At 70.6% G+C, this 20,767-nt stretch carries 21 protein-coding genes; 9 read left to right on the top strand and 12 right to left on the bottom strand.

Annotation, left to right across the window (positions count from 1 at the left end; all coding sequences use genetic code 11):
• Positions 1 to 13 precede the first annotated feature (13 nt).
• Complete coding sequence (locus ACFMRZ_RS03895) at positions 14 to 1,108, top strand: Gfo/Idh/MocA family protein (RefSeq protein ID WP_400177943.1); 1,095 nt, start codon at positions 14 to 16, stop codon at positions 1,106 to 1,108.
• Positions 1,109 to 1,114: 6 nt separating this feature from the next.
• Here ACFMRZ_RS03895 and ACFMRZ_RS03890 read toward each other — a convergent pair whose 3' ends face one another.
• Positions 1,115 to 2,626 (bottom strand): acyl-CoA carboxylase subunit beta, encoded by a 1,512-nt coding sequence (locus ACFMRZ_RS03890; RefSeq protein WP_400182759.1) that lies wholly within the window; start codon positions 2,624 to 2,626, stop codon positions 1,115 to 1,117.
• A 359-nt stretch (positions 2,627 to 2,985) separates the two neighbouring features.
• Between ACFMRZ_RS03890 and ACFMRZ_RS03885 the strand changes: the two genes are divergently transcribed.
• A complete protein-coding gene (locus ACFMRZ_RS03885) occupies positions 2,986 to 3,276 on the top strand; it encodes a hypothetical protein (protein ID WP_400177942.1) in 291 nt (96 codons plus the stop codon).
• Between the two features lie 17 nt (positions 3,277 to 3,293).
• Here the strand turns inward: ACFMRZ_RS03885 and ACFMRZ_RS03880 are convergent, their stop codons facing one another.
• The 4 genes from ACFMRZ_RS03880 to ACFMRZ_RS03865 form a co-directional block, all read right to left on the bottom strand.
• Entirely contained in the window at positions 3,294 to 3,482 is a 189-nt protein-coding gene (locus ACFMRZ_RS03880; RefSeq protein ID WP_280274258.1) for a hypothetical protein, read from the bottom strand.
• Positions 3,483 to 3,562: 80 nt separating this feature from the next.
• Positions 3,563 to 4,312, bottom strand: a complete 750-nt coding sequence (locus ACFMRZ_RS03875) for a DJ-1/PfpI family protein (RefSeq protein ID WP_400177941.1) — start codon at positions 4,310 to 4,312, stop codon at positions 3,563 to 3,565.
• Complete coding sequence (locus ACFMRZ_RS03870; RefSeq protein WP_400177940.1) at positions 4,309 to 5,310, bottom strand: GlxA family transcriptional regulator; 1,002 nt, start codon at positions 5,308 to 5,310, stop codon at positions 4,309 to 4,311. The genes ACFMRZ_RS03875 and ACFMRZ_RS03870 overlap by 4 nt, the downstream gene beginning before the upstream one ends.
• Positions 5,311 to 5,398: 88 nt before the next feature.
• Entirely contained in the window at positions 5,399 to 6,649 is a 1,251-nt protein-coding gene (locus ACFMRZ_RS03865) for a Glu/Leu/Phe/Val dehydrogenase dimerization domain-containing protein (protein ID WP_400177939.1), read from the bottom strand.
• A gap of 207 nt (positions 6,650 to 6,856) precedes the next feature.
• Here ACFMRZ_RS03865 and ACFMRZ_RS03860 point away from each other — a divergent pair, with 207 nt between their 5' ends.
• Positions 6,857 to 7,855 (top strand): LysR family transcriptional regulator, encoded by a 999-nt coding sequence (locus tag ACFMRZ_RS03860; RefSeq protein WP_280274255.1) that lies wholly within the window; start codon positions 6,857 to 6,859, stop codon positions 7,853 to 7,855.
• A gap of 14 nt (positions 7,856 to 7,869) precedes the next feature.
• On the opposite strand, the gene ACFMRZ_RS03855 is transcribed toward ACFMRZ_RS03860, so the two are convergent.
• Positions 7,870 to 8,037 (bottom strand): hypothetical protein, encoded by a 168-nt coding sequence (locus ACFMRZ_RS03855; protein ID WP_280274254.1) that lies wholly within the window; start codon positions 8,035 to 8,037, stop codon positions 7,870 to 7,872.
• Between the two features lie 178 nt (positions 8,038 to 8,215).
• On the opposite strand from ACFMRZ_RS03855, the gene ACFMRZ_RS03850 reads away from it, so the two are divergent.
• Positions 8,216 to 9,883: a bifunctional 3'-5' exonuclease/DNA polymerase gene (locus tag ACFMRZ_RS03850; RefSeq protein ID WP_400177938.1), complete on the top strand. Its 1,668-nt coding sequence runs from the start codon at positions 8,216 to 8,218 to the stop codon at positions 9,881 to 9,883.
• A gap of 102 nt (positions 9,884 to 9,985) precedes the next feature.
• Entirely contained in the window at positions 9,986 to 10,870 is an 885-nt protein-coding gene (locus ACFMRZ_RS03845) for an alpha/beta fold hydrolase (protein WP_400177937.1), read from the top strand.
• Between the two features lie 27 nt (positions 10,871 to 10,897).
• Here ACFMRZ_RS03845 and ACFMRZ_RS03840 read toward each other — a convergent pair whose 3' ends face one another.
• Positions 10,898 to 12,190, bottom strand: a complete 1,293-nt coding sequence (locus tag ACFMRZ_RS03840) for a cytochrome P450 (protein ID WP_400177936.1) — start codon at positions 12,188 to 12,190, stop codon at positions 10,898 to 10,900.
• Between the two features lie 137 nt (positions 12,191 to 12,327).
• On the opposite strand from ACFMRZ_RS03840, the gene ACFMRZ_RS03835 reads away from it, so the two are divergent.
• Positions 12,328 to 13,128 (top strand): class I SAM-dependent methyltransferase, encoded by an 801-nt coding sequence (locus tag ACFMRZ_RS03835; protein WP_400177935.1) that lies wholly within the window; start codon positions 12,328 to 12,330, stop codon positions 13,126 to 13,128.
• Positions 13,129 to 13,137: 9 nt separating this feature from the next.
• Here the strand turns inward: ACFMRZ_RS03835 and ACFMRZ_RS03830 are convergent, their stop codons facing one another.
• Both ACFMRZ_RS03830 and ACFMRZ_RS03825 read right to left on the bottom strand, forming a co-directional pair.
• Positions 13,138 to 13,326 (bottom strand): hypothetical protein, encoded by a 189-nt coding sequence (locus ACFMRZ_RS03830; RefSeq protein WP_280274249.1) that lies wholly within the window; start codon positions 13,324 to 13,326, stop codon positions 13,138 to 13,140.
• Positions 13,327 to 13,423: 97 nt separating this feature from the next.
• Positions 13,424 to 15,073 carry an acyl-CoA synthetase gene (locus ACFMRZ_RS03825; RefSeq protein ID WP_400177934.1) on the bottom strand — a complete coding sequence of 550 codons (1,650 nt, stop codon included), beginning with the start codon at positions 15,071 to 15,073 and terminating at the stop codon, positions 13,424 to 13,426.
• Between the two features lie 75 nt (positions 15,074 to 15,148).
• Here ACFMRZ_RS03825 and ACFMRZ_RS03820 point away from each other — a divergent pair, with 75 nt between their 5' ends.
• Together ACFMRZ_RS03820 and ACFMRZ_RS03815 are read left to right on the top strand one after the other, a co-directional pair.
• Entirely contained in the window at positions 15,149 to 15,982 is an 834-nt protein-coding gene (locus tag ACFMRZ_RS03820; RefSeq protein ID WP_400177933.1) for an oxygenase MpaB family protein, read from the top strand.
• 23 nt (positions 15,983 to 16,005) lie between these two features.
• Positions 16,006 to 17,046 (top strand): PucR family transcriptional regulator, encoded by a 1,041-nt coding sequence (locus ACFMRZ_RS03815; RefSeq protein ID WP_400177932.1) that lies wholly within the window; start codon positions 16,006 to 16,008, stop codon positions 17,044 to 17,046.
• A gap of 9 nt (positions 17,047 to 17,055) precedes the next feature.
• Here ACFMRZ_RS03815 and ACFMRZ_RS03810 read toward each other — a convergent pair whose 3' ends face one another.
• A complete protein-coding gene (locus tag ACFMRZ_RS03810) occupies positions 17,056 to 17,739 on the bottom strand; it encodes a TetR/AcrR family transcriptional regulator (RefSeq protein ID WP_400177931.1) in 684 nt (227 codons plus the stop codon).
• Positions 17,740 to 17,875: 136 nt separating this feature from the next.
• Positions 17,876 to 19,099: an oxygenase MpaB family protein gene (locus ACFMRZ_RS03805; protein ID WP_400177930.1), complete on the bottom strand. Its 1,224-nt coding sequence runs from the start codon at positions 19,097 to 19,099 to the stop codon at positions 17,876 to 17,878.
• A 459-nt stretch (positions 19,100 to 19,558) separates the two neighbouring features.
• Here ACFMRZ_RS03805 and ACFMRZ_RS03800 point away from each other — a divergent pair, with 459 nt between their 5' ends.
• Positions 19,559 to 20,284, top strand: coding sequence for a hypothetical protein (locus ACFMRZ_RS03800; RefSeq protein ID WP_400177928.1), 726 nt, complete (start codon positions 19,559 to 19,561; stop codon positions 20,282 to 20,284).
• A 67-nt stretch (positions 20,285 to 20,351) separates the two neighbouring features.
• Here the strand turns inward: ACFMRZ_RS03800 and ACFMRZ_RS03795 are convergent, their stop codons facing one another.
• Positions 20,352 to 20,762, bottom strand: coding sequence for a spore germination protein GerW family protein (locus ACFMRZ_RS03795; protein ID WP_400177927.1), 411 nt, complete (start codon positions 20,760 to 20,762; stop codon positions 20,352 to 20,354).
• Positions 20,763 to 20,767: the final 5 nt, after the last annotated feature.

The raw sequence follows: 20,767 nt of genomic DNA, 5'->3' as shown, positions 1-20,767 counted from the left end.
CGAGGGAGCGACCATGGATTCCATTCGAGTGGGCATCGTCGGGGCCAGCCCCGATCGCGGCTGGGCGGTGCGCGCGCACGTGCCCGCATTGCAGGCGCTCCCGGACTACCGGATCACCGCGGTCGGCACCAGCCGCCTCGAGAGTGCCGAGCGGGCGGCGCGGCTGTTCGGCGCGGCACACGGCTACGCCGATCCGCGCGGGCTCGCGGAGGATCCCGGCGTCGATCTGGTCGCGATCACGGTGAAGGTGCCCGCGCACGCGGAACTGATCCGCCTGGCGCTGGCGGCGGGCAAGCACGTCTACTGCGAATGGCCGCTGGCACTGAACACCGCCGAGGCCGACGAGCTGACCCGGCTGGCCACCGCCGCGGGCGTCCACCATGCGGTCGGCTTGCAGACCCGATACTCCCCCGCCCTGGCGCGCGCTCGCCGCTTGCTGGCGGAAGGCTATGTGGGAGAGGTCGTTTCGGCCACCGTGTACTCCGCCCGGCATCTGGGTGCGGGCACCGAGGTACCGGATTGGGCGGCCTACACCCTGGATCGGCGCAATGGCGCGGGCGTCGTGGAGGTCCTCGGCGGCCACACGCTCGACGCGGTCGAATACGTGGTCGGCGAGTTCACCGACGTGTCCGCCCGGCTCGCCCGCCACCAGTCCCGGGCGATCGTCGAAGGAGTCGGCGCCGTCGCCGTGACGAGTCCGGGCCACCTGCTGCTCGACGCCGCTACGGCCGCGGGTGTGGTGGTATCGGCCCACATCCACGACTCCAAGGCGACCAACGGCCGCACCCGGATCGAAATCGCGGGCACGGCAGGGGATCTGGCGATCGTCTCCGGCGCCGGCGGGCCGGGCGGCATCTCACTGAGCGAGCTGCGCCTGCTGGGCTCCCGGGGCGGCGAGTGGCAGCCCCTCGACTGCGACGACCCGCTGGCGGCGACTCCGCTCGACAACGAGTCCGGCAATGTCGCGCGCCTGTATTCGGCTCTGGCACAGGACATCCGGACCGACGCCGCGACGGTCCCCACCTTCGGCGACGGCGTCCGCGCGCACCGGCTGCTCGACGCCGTGCGCGCCGCGGCGGACACCGGGCGGCGGGTCCCGGTCTCCTGAGGCAGCTCACATCGGATACAGCGGATGCTTGCGCGGGTTGGCGACCGGCAGCACCGGGCGCTTGTCGCGCAGCAGGCGCAGGGCGCGGCGGATCTCCAGGCGGGTGTGCGACGGTTCGATGACCGCGTCGATGTACCCGCGCTCGGCGGCGATCCACGGCGTCGCGACGGTCTCGTTGTACTGGTTGATCAGGAACTGGCGCGTCGCTTCCCGGTGTTCGTCCGGCACCGCCGCCAGCTGCCGCTTGCCGACCAGATCGACCGCGCTCTCCGCGCCGATCACCGCGATGCGCGCCGTCGGCCAGGCCAGGCTGAGGTCGGCGCCCACCTGCCGGGCGGCCATCATGCCGTAGGCGCCGCCGTAGGACTTGCGCACCACGAGATTGACGATCGGCACCGTCGCCTCGATGATCGCCCGCGGCACCCGCCCGCCGCGGATGATGACGCCGTTGCGTTCCTCCTCGAGGCCCGGCAGCACACCCGGCGTGTCCGCCACGAACACCAGCGGAATATCGAAGGCGTCGCACAACCGGATGAAATAGGTCGCCTTGTCCGAGCAGGCGGCGTCGATCGAACCACCCAGCACCAGCGGCTGATTGGCGATCACGCCGACCGGGAAGCCGTCCACCCGGGCGAATCCGGTGATCAGGTTCGGCGCGAAAGCGGCACGGACCTCGTGGAATTCGCCGTCGTCGAAGATGCGCAGCAGGATCTCGTGCATGTCGTACCCGGCACGGTCGGAATCCGGGATGATCCGGTCGAGTTCCCGGTCGGTGTCGGTGATCTCCGGTTCCAGGCCCGGATTGACGATCGGCGGCAGTTCGAGACAGCTCGACGGGAAGTAGCTCAGATAGGCGCGGGCCCAGTCGTAGGCTTCCTGCTCGGTCGCCGCGACGTGGTGCAGGGTGCCGCGCTCGGCCTGCACCTTCGCGCCGCCGAGTTCCTCGGCCGAGATGTCCTCGCCGTTGACCGCCTTGATCACCTCGGGCCCGGTGACGAACATGTAGGACTGCTCGGTGCCGATCAGCACATCGGTGTTGATCGGCCCGTACACCGAGCCCGCGGCGCACTTGCCCAGAATGATCGACACCTGCGGCACATACCCGGACAGCCGCTCCAGCGCCCGCGAGATGTCGCCGAACGACGCGATCGACCCGACCGCGTCCTGGATGCGCGCGCCACCGGAGTCGTTGATCGTCACCACCGGGCAGGCGTTGTCGAACGCCAAGCGCAAGGCGCGCACGAACTTTCGCGCCGACGTGACGCCGACCGACCCGCCGTACACCGTCTGGTCGTGCGCGATCACGACCACCGGCCGGCCGTCGATCAGCCCGCGACCGGTGACCAGGCCGTCACCGTAGAGGGCGTTCGGATCGCCGGGCTGCCGGGCCAGCGCGCCGGTCTCGATGAAGGTCCCCCGGTCCAGCAGCATCTCGATGCGCTGCCGAACACTGGGAATGCCCTTCTTCCGCCGCTTCTCGATCCCGGCCTGCCCCGCCGGTTCGGTCGCGACCGCCATCAGTTTCACCAGTTCGTCGAGCTTCGCCCGGGTACCGACCACTCCCTGTGCCACCTTCCGCGCCACGTCCGCTGTGCTCAGCGCACGTTAAGCGGTATCGACACCGGGCAACCCGCTCGCGCCGGATAACCGGAGCAGTCACAGCGGAATTCGCCTCGGGCTCACACATACAACAATCCGCGGCGGCGCGGATTCTCGCCGACGGCCTCGGCGGAACGGCCTGCCCCGGACGCGAAACACCCCTACTCCCCGCCTTGGGGGTGACGGGGTACGCGTGGTAGAGGTGGTGGGACCGGCGGCGAGCCGGGTCATGTTATGGAAGTCCGCGGGCGACCTCGACAGGACTACGGTGGTGATGCATGTCGACCAGGGATATCACGGTGACCGTGACGGTGGGCGAAGCCGATTGGCTCGAGCTCAGCGACGCGGCCGAATGCGCGGGCATGGGCGTGGACGCCTACGTCGCGTGGGGCGTACGGCTGTTGGCCGCGCGCACGGCGCCCGGCAGGACGCTGCGCGCCGACGACCACCCGGGCCTGCCGCCCGTGCGGCGCAGGCCCGACGTCGCCGACGAGCCGGAGTCGGCGGCCTGGACGGAAACGTTCGCCGAACGGTTGTCCCACCGCGCCGAGGCGTTTCGTGAAGTCTGAGACCGCCGAGTCCCCGCTCAGGCGTTCCGCATAGCCTCGAGCCGCTTACCCAGCGCAATCGCGGCCTCGGTGGCCCGCCGCTGCCGAGCGCGGGCGCTGCGCTCGTAGGCCCGCGCCGACACCACCAACCGCCTTGCCTCCCACGCTGCCTGCTTCGCCTCCGCCAGCGACCGGAGCCGGGTGCGCCGCACCGATCCGTCGTTCATCTCTGCTACGGTCCGCCGCCGCCACGGCGCGGCGCAGCGGTCCGAAGACCTTCTCCGTGTGGACCTTCGGCCCCCGATGCTCAGCCGGCGGACTGCTCGAGCAGCGACAGGGCCCGCTCGCGCAGTTCGGCCGAGGCGCGGGCGGAGTTCCCGGCATCGAACGGCGGTTGCGGATCGTATTCGATGCCCAGCTGGATCGCGCGCGCGGTGTCGTCGTCGGCGAGCAGGGCCGCCAGATACAGGGCCATGTCGATACCGGCGGAAACCCCTGCGGCAGTGAGGTATTTGTCCGATCGGACGTAGCGTCGCGAGACGAACGTGACGCCGTAGGTGGATTCGAGGTAGGGCCCGGCCGCCCAGTAGGTGGTCGCCTCCCGCCCCCGGAGCAGTCCCGCGGCGGCCAGCACCACCGCGCCCGTACAGACCGAGGTGGTCCACGTCGACGTGCGATCGATATCCCGGATCCATTGCAGCACAGCACCGTTCCCGGCGACCGCCGTGCTCCCGCGTCTCCCCGCCCCCGGGACCAGCAGGACGTCGAGCCGGTCCACCTCGTCGATGGCCTGTTCGGCCACGATCGCGACATCACCGGTATCGGTGCGCACCGGGCCGCGGCGTTCGGCGATCATCGTCACCCGAGCGCCCGGGACGCGGGACAGGACTTCCGCGGGTCCGGTCGGGTCGAGCAGGCTGAACCCGTCGTAGAGCAGGATTCCGATTCGGGGCCCGGCGTCGTCGGGCCGCGCCGATGCCGGTGCGACGCTGAAACCGGTGGCCACGAGTGCGGCTGTGCCGCCGACCAATCGGCGGCGGGAGAGGGATGGTGTCACGCTGCCGAAGTGTCGTCCCCGGCTTCGGGTCCGGCCATCGGGATGTCCGTGTTCTTGCGCATCGTGTCGCCGTTCATGCCGTATCGAGCGCGCAGCGCGGCCCGCAGGGTCTGCACGGAACCGAATCCGCAACGCCGGGCGACGGCCGTCATGGGTAACGCGGTGCGTCGGATCAGATGTGCCGCGGCCTCGGCCCGCGCTTCCCGCACCGCGCGTGCGGGCGTCGTCCCGGCATGGGTGGCGAACAGCCGGGCGAGCTGCCGGGTGCTGAGGCCCGCGCGAGCGGCGAGAGCGCCCGGGGACAGGTCCTCGGCGAGGTGTGCGGCAACGTAGGCCAGCAGGTCGCCGACGACGCGGTCCTCGCGCGGCGCCGCGGCCAGGAACATACTGATCTGCTCCTGGTCGGCCGGGCGGTGCACATAGGTGACCAGGATGCGAGCGACCGTGCGCGCCAAGGCCGGTCCGTGATCGTCGTCGATGAGCGACAGCGTCAGATCCAGGGCGCTGGTCACCCCGGCGGAGGTGTAGACGTTGCCGTCACGGATGTACAGCGGCGCGGTGTCGACGGCCACCGACGGGAACCGGGCGGCCAGCTCCGCGCCGTAGCCCCAGTGCGTGGTCACACGACGATGCTCCAGCAGACCGGCCGCGGCCAGCACGTACGCGCCGGTGCAGACCGAGGCGAGCCGCCTGCTGTGGCGGGCCAGCCGCCGCACCTGATCGAGCAGGTGGTGGTCGGCGGCGGCCCGTTCGGTGCCCGCCCCGCCGACGACCATCAGCGTGTCCAGCGGGCCGTGGATCGCCTCCAGCGGACGGCTGCCCAGCACGATCCCCGCCGACGTCCGCACGCCGCGCCCCGCCACCGAGACCACGTCCACGCGGTACGGCGGCTGCGCCCCGGCCCGATTCGCCATATCCAATGCCCCACTGGGACACGCGATATCGAGAATCTGCGCATCGTCGTACGCGACGATCAGCACCCGCCGGTCGGCCTCCATAGCCGCCGATGGTATCCCCGCGGCAGCGGCCGGCCGACGTGCCTGCTCACCCGGCAACCCGCCGGTGCGGGCGAATCCGCCCGTACGGTCAGGGGATGACGACCGGGCCGAGCAGCGGCGAGGGCTCGTCGGCCCAGCGGTGCCCCGTCTCGCGGGGCGTGACGCCCGCGTCGGTCCACGCCGCCAGCAACTGCGCGACCTTGGCGTGCATGATGGTGCGCAGCCGGTCGAACGAGTTGTCCGGGTTGTCGTCGACCTCACCGAGCAGCAGCCACCAGGCCCAGGCCACCGCACCGGCATTGGCGACGAAGTCCGGCAGCACCGGCACGCCGCGCGCGGCGAGCATGGCCTCCGCCTCCGGCGTGGTGGCGGCGTTCGCGGCCTCCACGATGATCCGGGCGCGGATATCGTAGGAGTTGTCCGGCGTGATCGCGTACGAAATGGCCGCGGGGACAAGGATATCGACGTCCGCGGACAGGATCGCGGTGCGCGGCAGCTGTTCGACGCCCGCGGGCAGCCGGGCGCGGTCGATCTCGCCGTAGCCGTCGCGCAGTGCCAGCAGCGCCGGGATGTCCAGCCCGTCGGCGCAGTGCAGGGTGCCGGCGGCGTCGGCCACGGTGGTGACCCGCATCCCGGCCTCGTGCAGGTAGTAGGCGGCCGACCCGCCCATGGTGCCGACGCCCTGGATCGCGACCGTCGTCGCGGCGGGCGGCTGCCCCCAGGAGACGGCGGCGGCGAGGCAGGCGTGCGCCACCCCGTAGCCGCCGATCACGTCACCGAGCAGGAAACCGCCCTCGACCACCGCGTTCAGCCCGCTGCGGACTCGTTCCAGGGTCGCCGCCGGATCGGCCGCGCGGCGGATCGCGGCGTGGTAGCTCTGGCCCAGGCCGAGCTTCTCGAAGACCTCGTCGATCAGATGCTGCGGGACGCCGAGGTCCTCCGCGGTCACCCAGTGCGAGTCGATCCACGGGCGCATGGCCTCGCAGAACCGCTCCAGCACGTCGACGGCGCGCGGGTCCTTGGGGTCGAAGTCGATGCCGCCCTTGGCACCGCCGATCGGCAGGTCGAAGGTGGCGGTCTTGTTGGCCATGCCGCGTGCCAGGTCCTCGACCTCGGTCAGCGTGCAACCCGCCCGCATCCGGGTGCCGCCGGTGGCCAGCCCGGCGCGCAGGGTGTGCACGACGAGGTAGCCGACCGCACCGGTGGGCGCATCGGTCCACTGCAGGCGCATGTACGGCTCGGGGCGGCGGCTGACGGGGGTGAGGTCGGCGGGGATGGTCGGAACGGTTTGGGCGATCGCCTGCTGGGTACCCTCCACAGGGTTCTGCATCATCGTCATGGGGAACCACCTCCGTATTCGTACTCGTGCCGTAACCACCACCCACCGGGAATCGCCGGTCGCGCGACTCCCGTCCGGACCTCGTCGTCCCCGGCCGATGGCTCGCGTCCGGTGTCACCAGCGTGCGGTCGCACGTAGGCGCGCGTCTATTTACGGTTCATTCACGGCAGTGTTCAGCGTTCCTGCACAGCCTTTAGGCTCGGTGCCATGGACTTGTCGTTGCCTCGTCTGCGAATGTTGCGTGAGCTCCACCGCCGCGGCACGATCACCGCGGCGGCGACCGCGCTGCACTACACCGCCTCGGCGGTCTCCCAGCAACTGGCGCAGCTGGAGCGTGATGTCGGCACCCGGCTGTTCGAGCGGCGCGGGCGGCGGGTGCAGCTCACCGATCTCGGGGTGCTGCTCGCCGAGCACGCGGAGGAGATCCTCGCGTCGGTCGAGCGCGCGACCCAGGCGCTCGAGGAGGCGGGCGAGTCGGTGACGGCGAAGATCACCGCCGGTGTCTGGGCGTCGGTGGCCTCGGGCCTGATCCCCGACGCGCTGACCGCCCTCGCGCGCACTCATCCCGGTATCCACGTGCGGACGCGGGAGCTGGCTCCGGAGGCGACGGCCGCGGCGGTCCGCGACGGCGCGCTCGATCTCTCGTTCGTCCTCGACTACTCGAACTACCCGACGACCTGGGACCGCGGCCTGGAGCGCACGGTCATCGCGGTCGAGCGGGTCTACGCCGCCGTCCCGGCCGGTGCGGTGCCGGCGGCCAGCGTGACCCTGGCCGAGCTGGCCGAGCATCCGTGGATTCTCGCGCCTGCTCGCTCCAACTTCGGGCATGCGGTCCGCCTGGCGTTCCAGTCCGTCGGGCTGGTGCCGCGGATCGACCACGAGGTGGAGGAGCAGGCCACCGCGATGGCGATGGTCGCGGCCGGTCTGGGCGTGACGCTGGTGTCGGATCTGGGCCTGGCGCTGCGGCCGCCGGGCGTGGACATCGTCGCGCTCGGCGACGTGCTCACCCGCACGGTCTCGCTGGCCTACCGCACCAATACGGCGCGCCGGGCCGCCCTGCTGCTCGTCGTGGACGCGATCCGGACCGCCGCGGCGGAGAAGGGTCTCGCCGCCGACGCCGCCCTGCCCACCCCGGCGGACGTGGAAACCATTCCCCCGCCGCCGAATTCGCTCGAGCCGTCCAACAAGAGCCTGGGCCTCGGCTGAGCCGGTGCGGCGGGTCAGTCCGGGCGGCGGTGGCGTCCGGACGACGCGACGGGCTGTACCGGTAGCAGTTCGGTGCAGGCGTCGATGTCCACGATCGTGGTGACTCGTAGCCGGGCGATGAACTCGTCGACGGAGTAGCCCGTCGACAGGACATCGGCCAGCAGTCGCTGCGCTGGATTCACATTGCCCCCTGGTGCCATATCGCCGACCCTTTACTCGCTCGAAAGCAACCTGCCCGCGCGGCATGTCACCCCAGTTCCGGTGCGAGACGCCCGCAGAGTAGCCATTTCCTGGCAATCGAAACCCCCGACCGCGGTACCCGTGCGGGCGGGCGATTTCCGCGCTGCCAGACTCGTGGACGTGCGATGGGCGGTGGCGGAGGCGGACGACGGCGGGGCGAGCCTGTGCGCACTGGACGCGGACGGGCGCCCCGCGGGACCGGTGCTGCGCGAACCCTCGCTCGCCGCGGCGGTGCGCTCGCGGCCCGAGGCCGAACGGTGGGTGTGGCGGTCGGCCGAGGTCTACCGGCGGCTGCTGAGCGCTGGGGTACGAGTCGAGCGCTGTTACGACGTCGAGGCCGCGGAGGGCCTGCTGATCGGTCACGAGGAGGGCCAGTCGGGCCAGCCCCGGGCGCTCGCGGCCGCCTGGGCGCGGCGGCACGGCCTGCCGGTGCCGCCGGACGCGCCCGCCCGGACCGCCGAGACTCAGCCGGCGCTGTTCGAGTCGAATTCCCGTGCGCTGCCGCCGGACACCGACGAGTTCACCGCCCTGCTGGAGGTCTACGCGGCCCAGGTGGAGCGCACCGCGCGGACCGAGCATCCCGAGCGCATGCGGCTGCTGCTGGCCGCCGAATCGGCCGGGATGCTCGTGGCGGCGGAGATGTCCCGCACCGGGATACCGTGGCGCGCGGACCTGCACCGCGCACTGCTGGACGAACTCCTGGGCGAACGCTTCGCGGGCGGGACCAAACCGCGCCGGTTGACCGAACTGGCCGACGAGGTGTCGCGAGCGTTCGGGGTGCGGGTCCGGCCCGATCTCCCCGCCGATATCGTGAAAGCCTTTGCGCGCGTAGGGATCTTTCTGAAGTCGACCCGCAAATGGGAGTTGCAGGCCGTCGATCATCCGGCCGTCGCGCCACTGCTGGAGTACAAATCGCTGTACCGCCTCTACACCGCCCACGGCTGGTCGTGGCTCGAGCAGTGGGTGCACGACGGCCGGTTCCGTCCCGAATACCTGCCCGGCGGCACGGTTTCCGGCCGCTGGACCACCAACGGCGGTGGGGCACTGCAGATCCCGAAGGTGATCCGGCGGGCCATCCGCGCCGATCCGGGGTGGCGGCTGGTGGTCGCCGACGCCGATCAGATGGAACCGCGTGTCCTCGCCGCCATCTCGCGCGATCCGGGCTTGATGGAGGTGGCCGGGCGCGCGGAGGACCTGTACGCGGATCTGGCGGCCCGCGCCTTCGCCGGCGATCGCGACCAGGCCAAGCTCGCACTGCTGGGCGCGATCTACGGCCAGACCTCCGGTGACGCCCTCACCCACGTGGCCGAACTGCGCCGCCGCTACCCCGCCGCGATGGCGTACGTCGACGAGGCGGCGCGCGCCGGGGAGGAGGGCCGTCTCGTGCGCACCTGGCTCGGCCGTACCTGCCCGCCGGTGTCCGCTGCGCCGGCCGGGGACCTGGATCCGGCGCCCGATCCCGGCGACGGCGGGTACGGCGGCACCTCCGCGACCCGGGCTCGTGGCCGCTTCACCCGCAACTTCGTCGTGCAGGGCAGCGCCGCCGACTGGGCGCTGCTGGTGCTGGCAGCGCTGCGCCGCGAGCTGACGAGCGCCGGTCTGCGCGCCGAGCTGGTCTTCTTCCAGCACGACGAGGTCATCGTGCACTGCCCCGCCGAGGAGGCCGCGACCGTCGCCGCGGCGATCACCACGGCCGCGGACGCCGCGGGCCGAATCGCCTTCGGGCCCACGCCCGTCCGCTTTCCCTTCACCACGGCCGTGGTCGAATGCTATTGGGACGCCAAATAACCCGGCGTCCCCGTTCGACGGGATTCGCCGGAAGGCTGCCGAGCGGTTGCCCGGCAGGGGTTTTCACAGGGGATACGCATTTCACGAAGGGAGACGGCGCCGGTGCCGAAGATCGACTCGTTCCGATCCGAGCAGCATCACACCCAGGGTGACAGCGTCTGGGTCACGACCTCCGACGGACGCCGGCTGCATGCCATGGTGCTGCCCGGACCGGCGGAGTCGACCGCGCCGACGGTCGTGTTCGAGTCCGGCGCCGCGGTCAGCCGCTCGCTGTGGGCGCTGGTCCAGCCGCTGGCCGGGCAGTGGTCGCGGGCGATCGTCTACGACCGGTCCGGGCTCGGGCGCAGCGCCCCCGACCCGTGTTCGCGAACGCTGCACCGGATGGCCGATGACCTCGGCGAGGTGCTCGACCACTTCGGGCCGGGACCGTATGTGCTGGTCGCGCACAGCGCCGGTGGCCCGATCGTGCGCGCCGCCGCGGCGGCGCGACCGCAGCGTGTCGCCGGGCTGGTCCTGGTCGATCCGACCGACGAGGGGCAGGACGCGTTGTTCAGCAAGGCCTTCCGCAAGTCCGAACGCCGAACCATCGCCTTCCTGATCCTGGCGGCACGCATGCGACTGCTGCGCTTCGCCTACCGGTCGATCACCGCGTCGCTGCCCCCGGACGCGGGCCGGGACATGCGGCGCGAGGGCTTCACCGCGCGAGCCATGCGGACATTCGCCGCCCAGCAGCGCACCTATCTCGACGAACTCGCCGAATTCCGGGATGATCCCCCGCGATTGGGCGATATCGCCGTCACGATCATCTCGGCCGGACGACCCGGCAACGGAGTCGACGCACAGCTCCGCGCCACCCTCAACGACGCGCACGCCCGCAGTGCGGCCCGCTCCCCGCACGGCCGCCACGTCGTCGCCGAGCGATCCGACCACTACGTGCTCGTCTCCGAACCCGACCTCGTCGCCGGCGAAATCCGCCGCCTCACCTGAGCTACGGCCGCCGGGAGCGGCGAGTATTCAGATCGCCGAGCGGTTGCGGGCCGCGAGCAGGACCGGAATGCGGGCGTAGCCACGGAGATTGACGAGTTCGCGGCGCGGCGGCGGGCCGGTGATCCGCAGGTCGGGAAATCGTTCGTGCAGGGTACGCAGGGCGATGGCGCCTTCCGTGCGCGCCAGGCTGGCGCCCAGGCATGAGTGCACGCCGCTGGAGAACGACACGTGTTCGCGCGCGTTGGCCCGCGTCACGTCGAACCGGTCCGGGTCGGTGAACACCTCCGGATCGCGATTCGCGCCGCCGAGCAGCAGCGTGATCAGCGCGCCGCGCGTGATGCGGCGGCCGTCGATCTCCGTGTCGCGCAGCGCGATACGCGCGGTCCACTGCACGGGGCTGTCGAACCGGAGAATCTCCTCGATCGCGCCGGGCCACAGGTCCGGTCGTGCGGCCAGCAGTTCTCGCTGTTCGGGATGCTCGTGCAGGGCGACGACACCGTTGCCGATGAGGTTGACGGTCGTCTCGAAACCGGCGCCGGCGAGCAGCGCCGTGGTGAACATGAGTTCCTCCTTCGACAGCTGTGCGCCGGTCACCAGGGCGCTGAGGATGTTGTCGCCCGGTTCGGCGCGCAGCCGGTCGAGATGTTCGTCCAGGAATTCGCGGGCGTCGCGCAGCGCGTCCTGGGCGCGGTGGTAGGAGCGCCAGGGTATGCCCGTGTCGAGGAGAGCCGCGCCCGCTTCGCCCGCCGCGAGCATGCGGGCCCGCACCTCCTTCGGGATGCCCAGCATCTCGGAGATGATGGCGGCGGGCAGTTCCATCGCGAAATCGGTGATGAGGTCCGCGCGCTGCCGCGTGGCCAGCGCGCCGAGCAGTTCGCCGGTGACCTCGTCGATCCGGTCGGTCAGCCGCCGGACGGCGCGCGGCGTGAACTCCTGGGAGACGAGTTTGCGGTACCGGGTGTGCGCCGGCGGGTCGAGCGCGAGCATGGCCGGTGGTTCGATCGGGTTCGGCAGGCGCGGATCCGTGGCCCGGATCAGGGCGGGCAGCGGCCTCGGCAGCTTCAGCCGCGCGGGAACGACGGCGCCGAAATCGTTGGAGCGCAGCACATGTCTGACGATCCCGTGGTCGGCCGTCACCCACGTGGACGGGGTGCGCACCAGTCGCCCCCGCGCTCGGATGCGATCGGCGAGCAGGTACGGGTTGGCCCGCGTACGGGGATCGACCATGATCCGGGCGAGCGGCTCGCCCCGCCGCGCCTGCACCTTCAGATACGCGCGCGGCCCGCCGTGTATCACGGCCCAGTGGACCCAGGTCTTCATCCTTGAAAGCTAACGCGCACACGGGCCCCGCACATCGTGCCCCGGTCTGAGATCGGCGAGTGGTCGACCATGGCGGAACACGCGGTGCCATGCTGGGTGGCGCGCCGCACCCGCGGCCTCGACCGTGAAGGAGCGCAATGGGACACGAGACGGGCACGCACACCCTCGATTTCGACGCCGAACTGGAGCGGCACAACGAGATTCTGCGCCGGGCGGCCGCGGTCGCAACGCACGACCACGTGCTCGATATCGGGTGTGGCACCGGGCAGACGACGCGGCAAGCCGCGCGTGCGGCTCGGTCGGGCACGGCGCTCGGAGTCGACGTCTCGGCACAAGCGCTCGACCGCGCACGCGAGCTGGCCCGCTCGGCGGGACTCGGCAATATCACCTTCGAGCATGCCGACGCCGAGTCCCACCGCTTTCCGCAGGCGCGTTTCGACCTGGCGATCAGCCGATTCGGCACCATGTTCTTCGCCGACCCGGCTGGCGCCTTCGTCAATATCGGCCGGGCCCTGCGCCCGCACGGGCGACTGGTGATGCTGGTGTGGCAGGCCCACGACCGCAACGAATGGGACGTGACGATCCGTCGCGCACTCGAATCCGCGGCAGGACCGATCCCCGATCACTCGGCCGGACCGGATGCGTTCGCTCTCGCCGACCCGCAGACGATCCGCGACATCCTGCACACCGCGGAATTCATCGACATCGCGATCACCGATATCGACGAAAAGGTCTACTATGGCCCGGACGTCACCACCGCCCTGTCCTGGGTCCGCGGCTTCACCTACACCTCCGAATTCCTGAAAAGGCTGAATCCGGAGGCCGCGACACGCGCGCTCGAGAACCTACGTGCGGCACTGGCCGCTCACCACACCGACCACGGCGTCCATTTCGACTCGCGCGCCTGGCTCGTCACCGCCCGCCGCCCCGCGAAATGAAACTCCGTCTCAGGGATGGGCCGAGCCGCTCTCGAGGAATTCGCGAATGAAGCAGAGGGGGCAGATGGGGTCGAACGGGGCGGTTACCTGGGTGCGCGGGGCGGGTGATTCGGGGGCGGAGGCGACGGCGAGGGCGGGCTGAAGTCCCAGGGCGAGGGTGATCGAGGCTACGGCAACGGCTTTCGGCACGGCGTGCATAGGGATCCTCCGGTTGTCGGGACAGCGGACGCATCCGCAGTTCTCCCACGGTACTGCCGATCGCGCATCGGTAACGCATAGGTAGCCCGGTCCGCGCTCAGTGGCGGTCCGGCTGTTCCAGCACCCGGCGCAGCAGTTTTCCGGTCGCGTTGCGGGGCAGTTCGTCCAGGAAGACGACCTCGCGCGGCACCTTGTGCCGGGCCAGGTGCGTCTTGACGTACGCCTTGATCTCCTGCTCGTCGCAGGTCGCGTCGCCGAGCCGGACGACGAAGGCGCGCAACCGTTTCCCGAAATCGCGGTCGTCCACGCCGACGACGGCGGCCTCGGCGATATCGGGCCGTTCGGCGAGGAGGTTCTCGACCTCGAGGGGATAGACGTTCTCGCCGCCGGAGACGATCATGTCGTCGTCGCGGCCGTCGATGAACAACCGCCCGTCGGCATCGAAGTGGCCGACGTCGCCGCTGCTCAGCATGCCGTCCACGATCTCCTTGTGGCGGCCGTCGGTGTAGCCGGTGAAGCTGAGCCCGCTGGCGACGAAAATGGTGCCGACCACGCCGGGTTCGGTGATCCGGCGGCGGCGCTCGTCGTAGAGGGCGACGCGGCAGCCGACCGGCGGCCGCCCCACCGTGCCCGGGGCCGCGCGCAGGTCCTCGGGCGTGGCGACCGCCGCGACGGCGACCTCGGTGGAGGCGTACAGGTTGTAGAGCACGTCACCGAAGGCGGCGGCGGTCCGGCGGCCGAGATCCGGGGAGACCGACGACCCGGCCGCGAAGATGACGCGCAACGCGGAGGTGTCGTAGGCGGCCAGTGTCTCCGCGCCGAGATCGACGATGCGCTGCAGCATGGTCGGCACGAGAACCAGTGTGGCCGCGCGGTATTCGGCGACCGCGGCCAGCGTCCGCCGCGGGTCGAACCGGCGCTGCTGGAAGACGATGGTGTTGCCCAGCGCCCAGCCCAGCGTGAACTGCGACAGTCCGGTGCCGTGAAAGATGGGCGCCGCCATGACGATCGTGTCGTCGCGCGGCAGCGGGACCCGATCGAGGAACTGGGCCGATTGCAGCGGCGAGACCTTGTCTCGCGGAGCGCCTTTCGGGGTTCCGGTCGTTCCGCTGGTGAGGATGACGGTGCCGCCGGGCCGCGTGGGGGCGGGCAGTTCGTCGCCGCGGTGGGCGGCGATCAGGCCGTCGATCGTCACGGCGCCGGGCGGCACCGGGTCCGACTCGTCCACCCAGGTGAGGATGCGCGGCGTCGACGTCGGAACCGCCGCGAGCAGCGGCAGGAACTCGCTGTCGAGCAGCAGCGCGCCGACCCGCTCCCGGGCCGCGACGTCGCCGAGCTGCGGTCCGGCGAATCCGGTGTTCATCAGCACCATCCGAGCGCCGAGCTTGCCGGCGGCCAGCAGGGCCAGCACCATTCCGCGATGGTCGCGGCACAGCACCGCGACCGTGCTGCCCACGGCAATACCCGCCGCCGCCAAACCCCTGGTGAGAGCGTTCGATTGGCGATCCAGCTCGTCGAAGGTGAGTGCGCCGCGCTCATCGATGATCGCCGTGGCCGCGCCGTGCCGCCGGGTGGCGTGGCGCAGCACGGTGACGAACGGCCCGTAGATCCGGGCGTCGCGCACGGTGCGGACCAGGTCCCCCGGGCGCGACGGATCGACCATGCCGCGCCGGCGCAGGACGGCCAGCGCCGCGAACGAATCGGTCAGCGGCCGCAGCGGCCCGGCCGACGGCAACCTCGTCCTCACAAACACACCTCCGGTTGAGCCGACGTTCGTGTCGAAGCCTACCGCCTGAGCAGAATTTCCATTAACTTATTGAGCATGGATCGCACTTCCGGCACCGAGCTGCCACACCGGCACCGCTATCTCGCGGGCCCGGCCGCCCTGCTCGGCGGACCGGCCAATGTGGTGATGCAACTGAGCCTTCCGCCGGTGGGCCGCGGCGTCGTGGAAAGTACCGTCGACAGCGGCCGCTACACGGTCCACCCACGGAAGCGTGGCCGGACAACGCTCACTTACTTAGCCGTGGCCATGCTCGGCACCGAGGCGGATCGTGCGGCCTACCGGGCGGCCGTCGACACGTCGCATCGGCAGGTGCGGTCCGCGCCGGGCAGCGCGGTCCGCTACAACGCCTTCGATCCGCGGCTGCAGTTGTGGGTCGCGGCCTGCCTCTACCGCGGCACCGTCGATTCCCTCACCTTCCTCTACGGCGACCTCGATGCCGAGTTCGCCGACGAGTTGTACCGGGACGCAGCACGATTCGGCACCACCCTGCAGATGCGCCCGGATATGTGGCCGAGCGACCGGACCGCGTTCGAGGACTATTGGCACTCGATGCTGTCGCGGCTGTCGGTCGATGACGAGGTGCGGGCCTATCTGCTCGACCAGGTCATCGGCCTGGGCCCGTATCGCCGGGTCGAACGCCTGATCTTCGGGCGGGCGAACCGGTTCTTCACGACCGGCTATCTGCCGCAGGAGTTTCGGGACCAGCTCGGGCTGCCCTGGAGTCCGCGCAGGCAACGGGCGTTCGCGCGCATCATGCGGGCGATCGGCGTGCTGTGCTCGGCGCTCCCGGCGCGCTGGCGGCTGCATCCCTTCGAAAGGTATCTGCAGGATATGCGAGCGCGACAGGCGCAGGGCAAATCTCTGGTCTAGCCACTCCGATTCGAGGATCACCGATGAGTTCCCCGCCCCGCTCCCCCGAGATGGCTTCGGTACGTGCGCATGTCGACCCGTGCGCGGAGGCGGTCCGGCTCGCCCATGATTTCACCGCGCGGTCGCTGCGGGGTGAGGGGATCACAGGTTCGCTGCGCCGCTTCGACGAGGCCGCGCGCCGCTGGGCGCACACCGGCGTGTCCTTCGACGCGGTGCACCACGCCGTCTGGGAGGGCACCCGCGAAGCCGTCGATCGCCTCGTCGCCGAAACTCCCGGCCCGCCGGACGCCGCCGCCGCGACCGCGCAACTGCGCACCACCATGGAGGCGATTCACACGATGTCGGTGGCGGCGTACCACGCGTTCCGGCGCGAGGCGGAGGACCGGTCCGCGGTGCTGACGGCCGCGGAGCAGGCGCTCACCGGCGCCGACTCCTATCATGTTCTCGCCGTGCGATTCTGGGAGACGCCGGACCGTCCGGCAGCGGCCGCGTGGTCGCGGTTGTCGTCCGAACTGAAGCAGCGCTGCCACACCTCGATGCTGTCCGTGTCCGGCCACGCCGGGGCGACCTTCCTCGTTCCCGAGTACGCGGTGCCCGACGACGGGATGGAGCACATCCTTCAGGCCGCGGCCACGGCCGCCGGTGTCACCGTCACGGCGACACTGGTCCGAGCCGACCGCGGCCAGGTCACCGACGCCCACGCCCGCGCACACGAACTGCTCGACCTGGCCTGCGCCGCCGGGCGCGGCCCCGGACTCCGGCGCTTCCGCGATCTGGTCGTGGAGTATCAGGTGACCAGGCCCGGCCTCGCCCGCGATCGGCTCGCCGCGATCCTGGACCCGCTCGCCGCGCAACCCGAACTGCTCGACACCCTGACCCGGCACGTGCACAACGAACTCAATCGGATGCGCACCGCACGGGACCTCGAGGTCCACGCCAACACCGTGGACCATCGCCTCAAGCGCGTCCGGCAGCTCACCGGCTATGACCCGAACCAGCTGGCGGACCTGTGCGCGCTGCGGGCGGCACTGATCATCCGCGCGGTGCGGACCGGCCGGGACTGACCGCGAAAGTCATTGCCCCGCAACCGGTCCGGGCGGCCGGAGCATGGGGACGAGGAAGTGGCGGGCCAATGCGGCCAGCTGCTCGTCGTCATCGAGATCGACCAGCTCGCTGGGGATCGCCAGGAACGACGCCGAGATGCGCACCATCAGCTCGGCCACCAGGTCGGCGTCCAGCTCGGGCGCCACCTGGCCCGCGCGCTGCTCGCTGCGCAGCTGGCCGGCGACGAATTGCCGTACGGCGGCGACGGTACGGCCCTGATCGCCGATCAGCGAGCCGACGAACTGGTCCGGTTCGACCGCGAGCAGGCCGCCGATGAGCGGATTGCCCCGGATGGTCCGCAGCGAACTCACGAAACCGATCACCACGCGCTCCTCCGCACTGCGCGCGCGGGCGATGTCGAGCAGGAAGCGGTCGAAGTAGCGGCGGAACTCCCGCAGGATCACCTGTTCGGCCAGCGCGTCCTTGGTGGCGAAGCGGCGGTAGACCGTGATCCGCGAGACCTTCGCCCGGCGGGCCACATCCTCCATCGTGGACCGCTGAATGCCCATCCGGCAGAACTGCTCGTACGCCGAATCGAGTACCCGGGAACGGATTTCGTCACTGTCGCCGACCTGCTCGACCGCATCGATGTAGGCGCGTTCGATCAACGACTCCGCGCTGGAAGCCGACGCTGAGACCGGCGCAGATTCCACGATCTCCCTTCCCCAGCTGCTCGCGACATCCCACCCGGCGGTATGCCGTGACGATCTTCTCACGACGGCTCGCGCGGCGGGCTGTCACTGGTGGCCGCGGCAGCGGCTCGTCGCCGCGACGAGCCGCTGAGCAGGACTATCGGTTGGTGCGCGGAATCTCGATACTGATCGGCATCCGCAGCTCGGCCAGATACCACAGCGCGAATTGCCGCAGGAACTCGTCGAACATCCAGTACGCGTTGTCCACCGGCGGCACGATCTCGCGCACGCCCTCGCGCACGGCGAGGAACGGGCCCCAGCTGAACTTCAGCAGCGGATCCCACACCGGCTCGCGGGCGATGTAGAGCCAGTCGGCGATCCTGTCGCCCATGACGAATCGCGTGAACGCGCCGAGAATCGGCTTGCTGAGCAGCGTGAGGTCGAGGTTGACGCCCAGATCCAGCAGCTTGTGGGCCAGGTCGATACCCTCCGGCGTCGGTTCCAGGATCGGATCGAGCACCTGTTTGGCCTGCGCGTCGGCCTGGTCCCAGGTCGCCGGGATGTATTCGTCCCGGATGCCGAGCATGTGCGCGGCCAGTTGCCAGCTGTGCAGGTAGCCCTCGGACTCGACCGCCGGGATCGCCACATTCCAGGCGCGGAAGGTGCGCATGATCGTGGTGGCCAAGCTGTGCCAGGTGACCATCATGTCGTCCTGGCTGATCGGGGTGTTGTCGTCCGGCCAGTGCGGTGACTGCGGCAGCAGGTGCCGCACCGCCGCGTGGATGATTCTCGTCTTGACGCAGGTCACGATCATCTGGCCGCCGGGACCGTACGCGTTGACCGTGCCGATGTCGTAGCCCAGCTTCGCGGTTTTGGCGATGCGCTCCTTCAGGTGCGACCCGCCGCGCGAGTAGTAGACCACGCGCGCCTCGTGCGGAATGACCGTGGACATCATGCCGCTGGCGAACGCGTAGAGCACGCCGAGATACAGGCCGCGCTTCTTGTTGAATTCGAACGAGGCGGCCAGCTTGCCCTGGTCGGCCCACGACGGGAGCCGGCGCGCGTCTTCGATGAAGTCGCGCAACCCCGTCGGCAGCCCGGCCGGCAGCGGCTGGTCGTTGGTGGTCCACATGCCCAGCAGCCGGTTCACCTCCGTCACATCGGCATGGTCGATCACGTCGGCCAGCACGGGATCGGCCTCCGCATCCCACACCGTCAGCGGGTCGGCCCCGCCGCCGCTACCGACCACCGACCCGTCCGGCGACCACGTCCAGGGTTCGGCGCGCACCGTTCGCGCCCCCAGCGCGAGGGCGCCGACCGCCCCTAGCAGCCCACCGCCCGCTCGCAACGCATCTCGCCTGTTCAGACCGCGTCCATCCATGCTGATCGTCCCTCTTCATTGAGTCGCAGATACAGAGATACACCAATTGCATCTGTGTATCACGATGAGAACATAAAGTGACCGTGATCACAAGGAATCGAAGAAATTTCCGGCCGCTGACCAGCGGCCGCCGCTACCAGCCGCCGAAGGCGGAGGACCCCATGTCCAGGCGGTACAGAAGGTTCTGAATGAGGACCCATACGTTCATGGCTCGCCCCTCTCGCTACTACGGCCGAACACCGTCGACCAACCCTCAGCGTTGAGAATCTCTATTAACATAACGGGCCAGAGCCCTGGTTGTCTCAATATTCGCGGAAGAACAGCCGGAAACTTAACTGGGCGCGACGACACCCCCGACGCACGACACCGCCGGTAAATAGGTAACGGAAATCATTTCCGTTAGACTGCGTTGCCGCGTAGTCGAGACTGCGCGGTTTCACTGCAGAGAACAGGAAGTACATGAACAAGATCACCCGTGCGGCCGTTGTCGCGTTGACGGTCGCGGGTGCCCTGGGCATCGGCTCGGTAACCGTGTCGGCCGCTCCGGCGGCACAGGCCGGACGCACATTGAGTACCGAGATCATGCCGGGGGTGCAGTACACCAGCAGCACCGTGGACCAGTCGGTCGTCATTCAGACCGGCGCGGCCACCCTTGTCACCCAGGGCGGGCAATTCCAGGTTCGGGACGCCACCGGCGGAGTGGTGGCGGGCGTCGCGGCGTTCGCCGAGGAGCCGCAGGCGTGGGAGGCCGTGCACGCCCCGGCGGACGTGCGGGCCGCCGTGCGAGCGGCCACGCCCGCACTGCGCCTCGGCGATATTCACGAGGACCCGCAGACCGAGCGGTTCGACGCGGCGATCCAGGCCGCCGTCAACGAATTCACGCTGGCCGTCGCGGCGGGCACGATGACCGGCGGCGTGATCGGCGCGGCCGTAGGCTGCGGCACCGGCGCTGTCGCGGGCGCGGTGTTCGGCGCGCCCGTCCTGGACGCGGCGGGCCTGACCATCATCGCGGGCTGCCTGGCGGGTGCGGGCGTGCTGGGCGCGCTGGGCGCCATCATCGGGGGCGGCATCCTCGGCGTACCGGTCGGCATCGCCTCGGCGATCAAGTTCCAGCACACCATGAGTGAGCCGTACGACCAGGAAACGTCTTCCGCGACAACGGATCACGCGGACAGCAGCGAATAGCCCGCGGATACCGGCCCCGGTGCAGGCGCGCGGCCCGAAAACCGCGCTCGCACCGGGGCTTCGGTCCTCACCGCTCCCGAAGGCGCGGCACTCGGATCCGGCCGCGCAGCAGTCGCGGGACCGTCAGCCCGGCCACGAGCGCCGCCAACGGCACCACGATGTCCACCCACGGATCGCGGATCGGCCGATACACCGCACTGCCGCCGCGGATTTCGACGAATCCCACCGGCCGCACGTCGACACCTCCCCCGCCACCGCCGCCGCGGCCCACGTCCGGCTCGCCCGCGATGCCCGCGCCGAAGCCGAGGCGGGCACGCGCGACCGGGATCACGGTCACCCCCTCGGCGACCACCGGTTCGCCGAACACCGCTGCCGCCGAAGCGCTTTCGCCGATCCGCTCGGCCAGCCGATGCAGTAGCGTGTGCACCTCCCCCGGCGCGTCCGGCTGCGGTGCGGTGTCGTGGTCGTCGCTCGTCATGGCCC

Source organism: Nocardia sp. N2S4-5 (assembly GCF_044628355.1).
GTDB lineage: Bacteria > Actinomycetota > Actinomycetes > Mycobacteriales > Mycobacteriaceae > Nocardia > Nocardia wallacei_B.
This window is presented reverse-complemented; position numbering and strand designations above follow the sequence as displayed.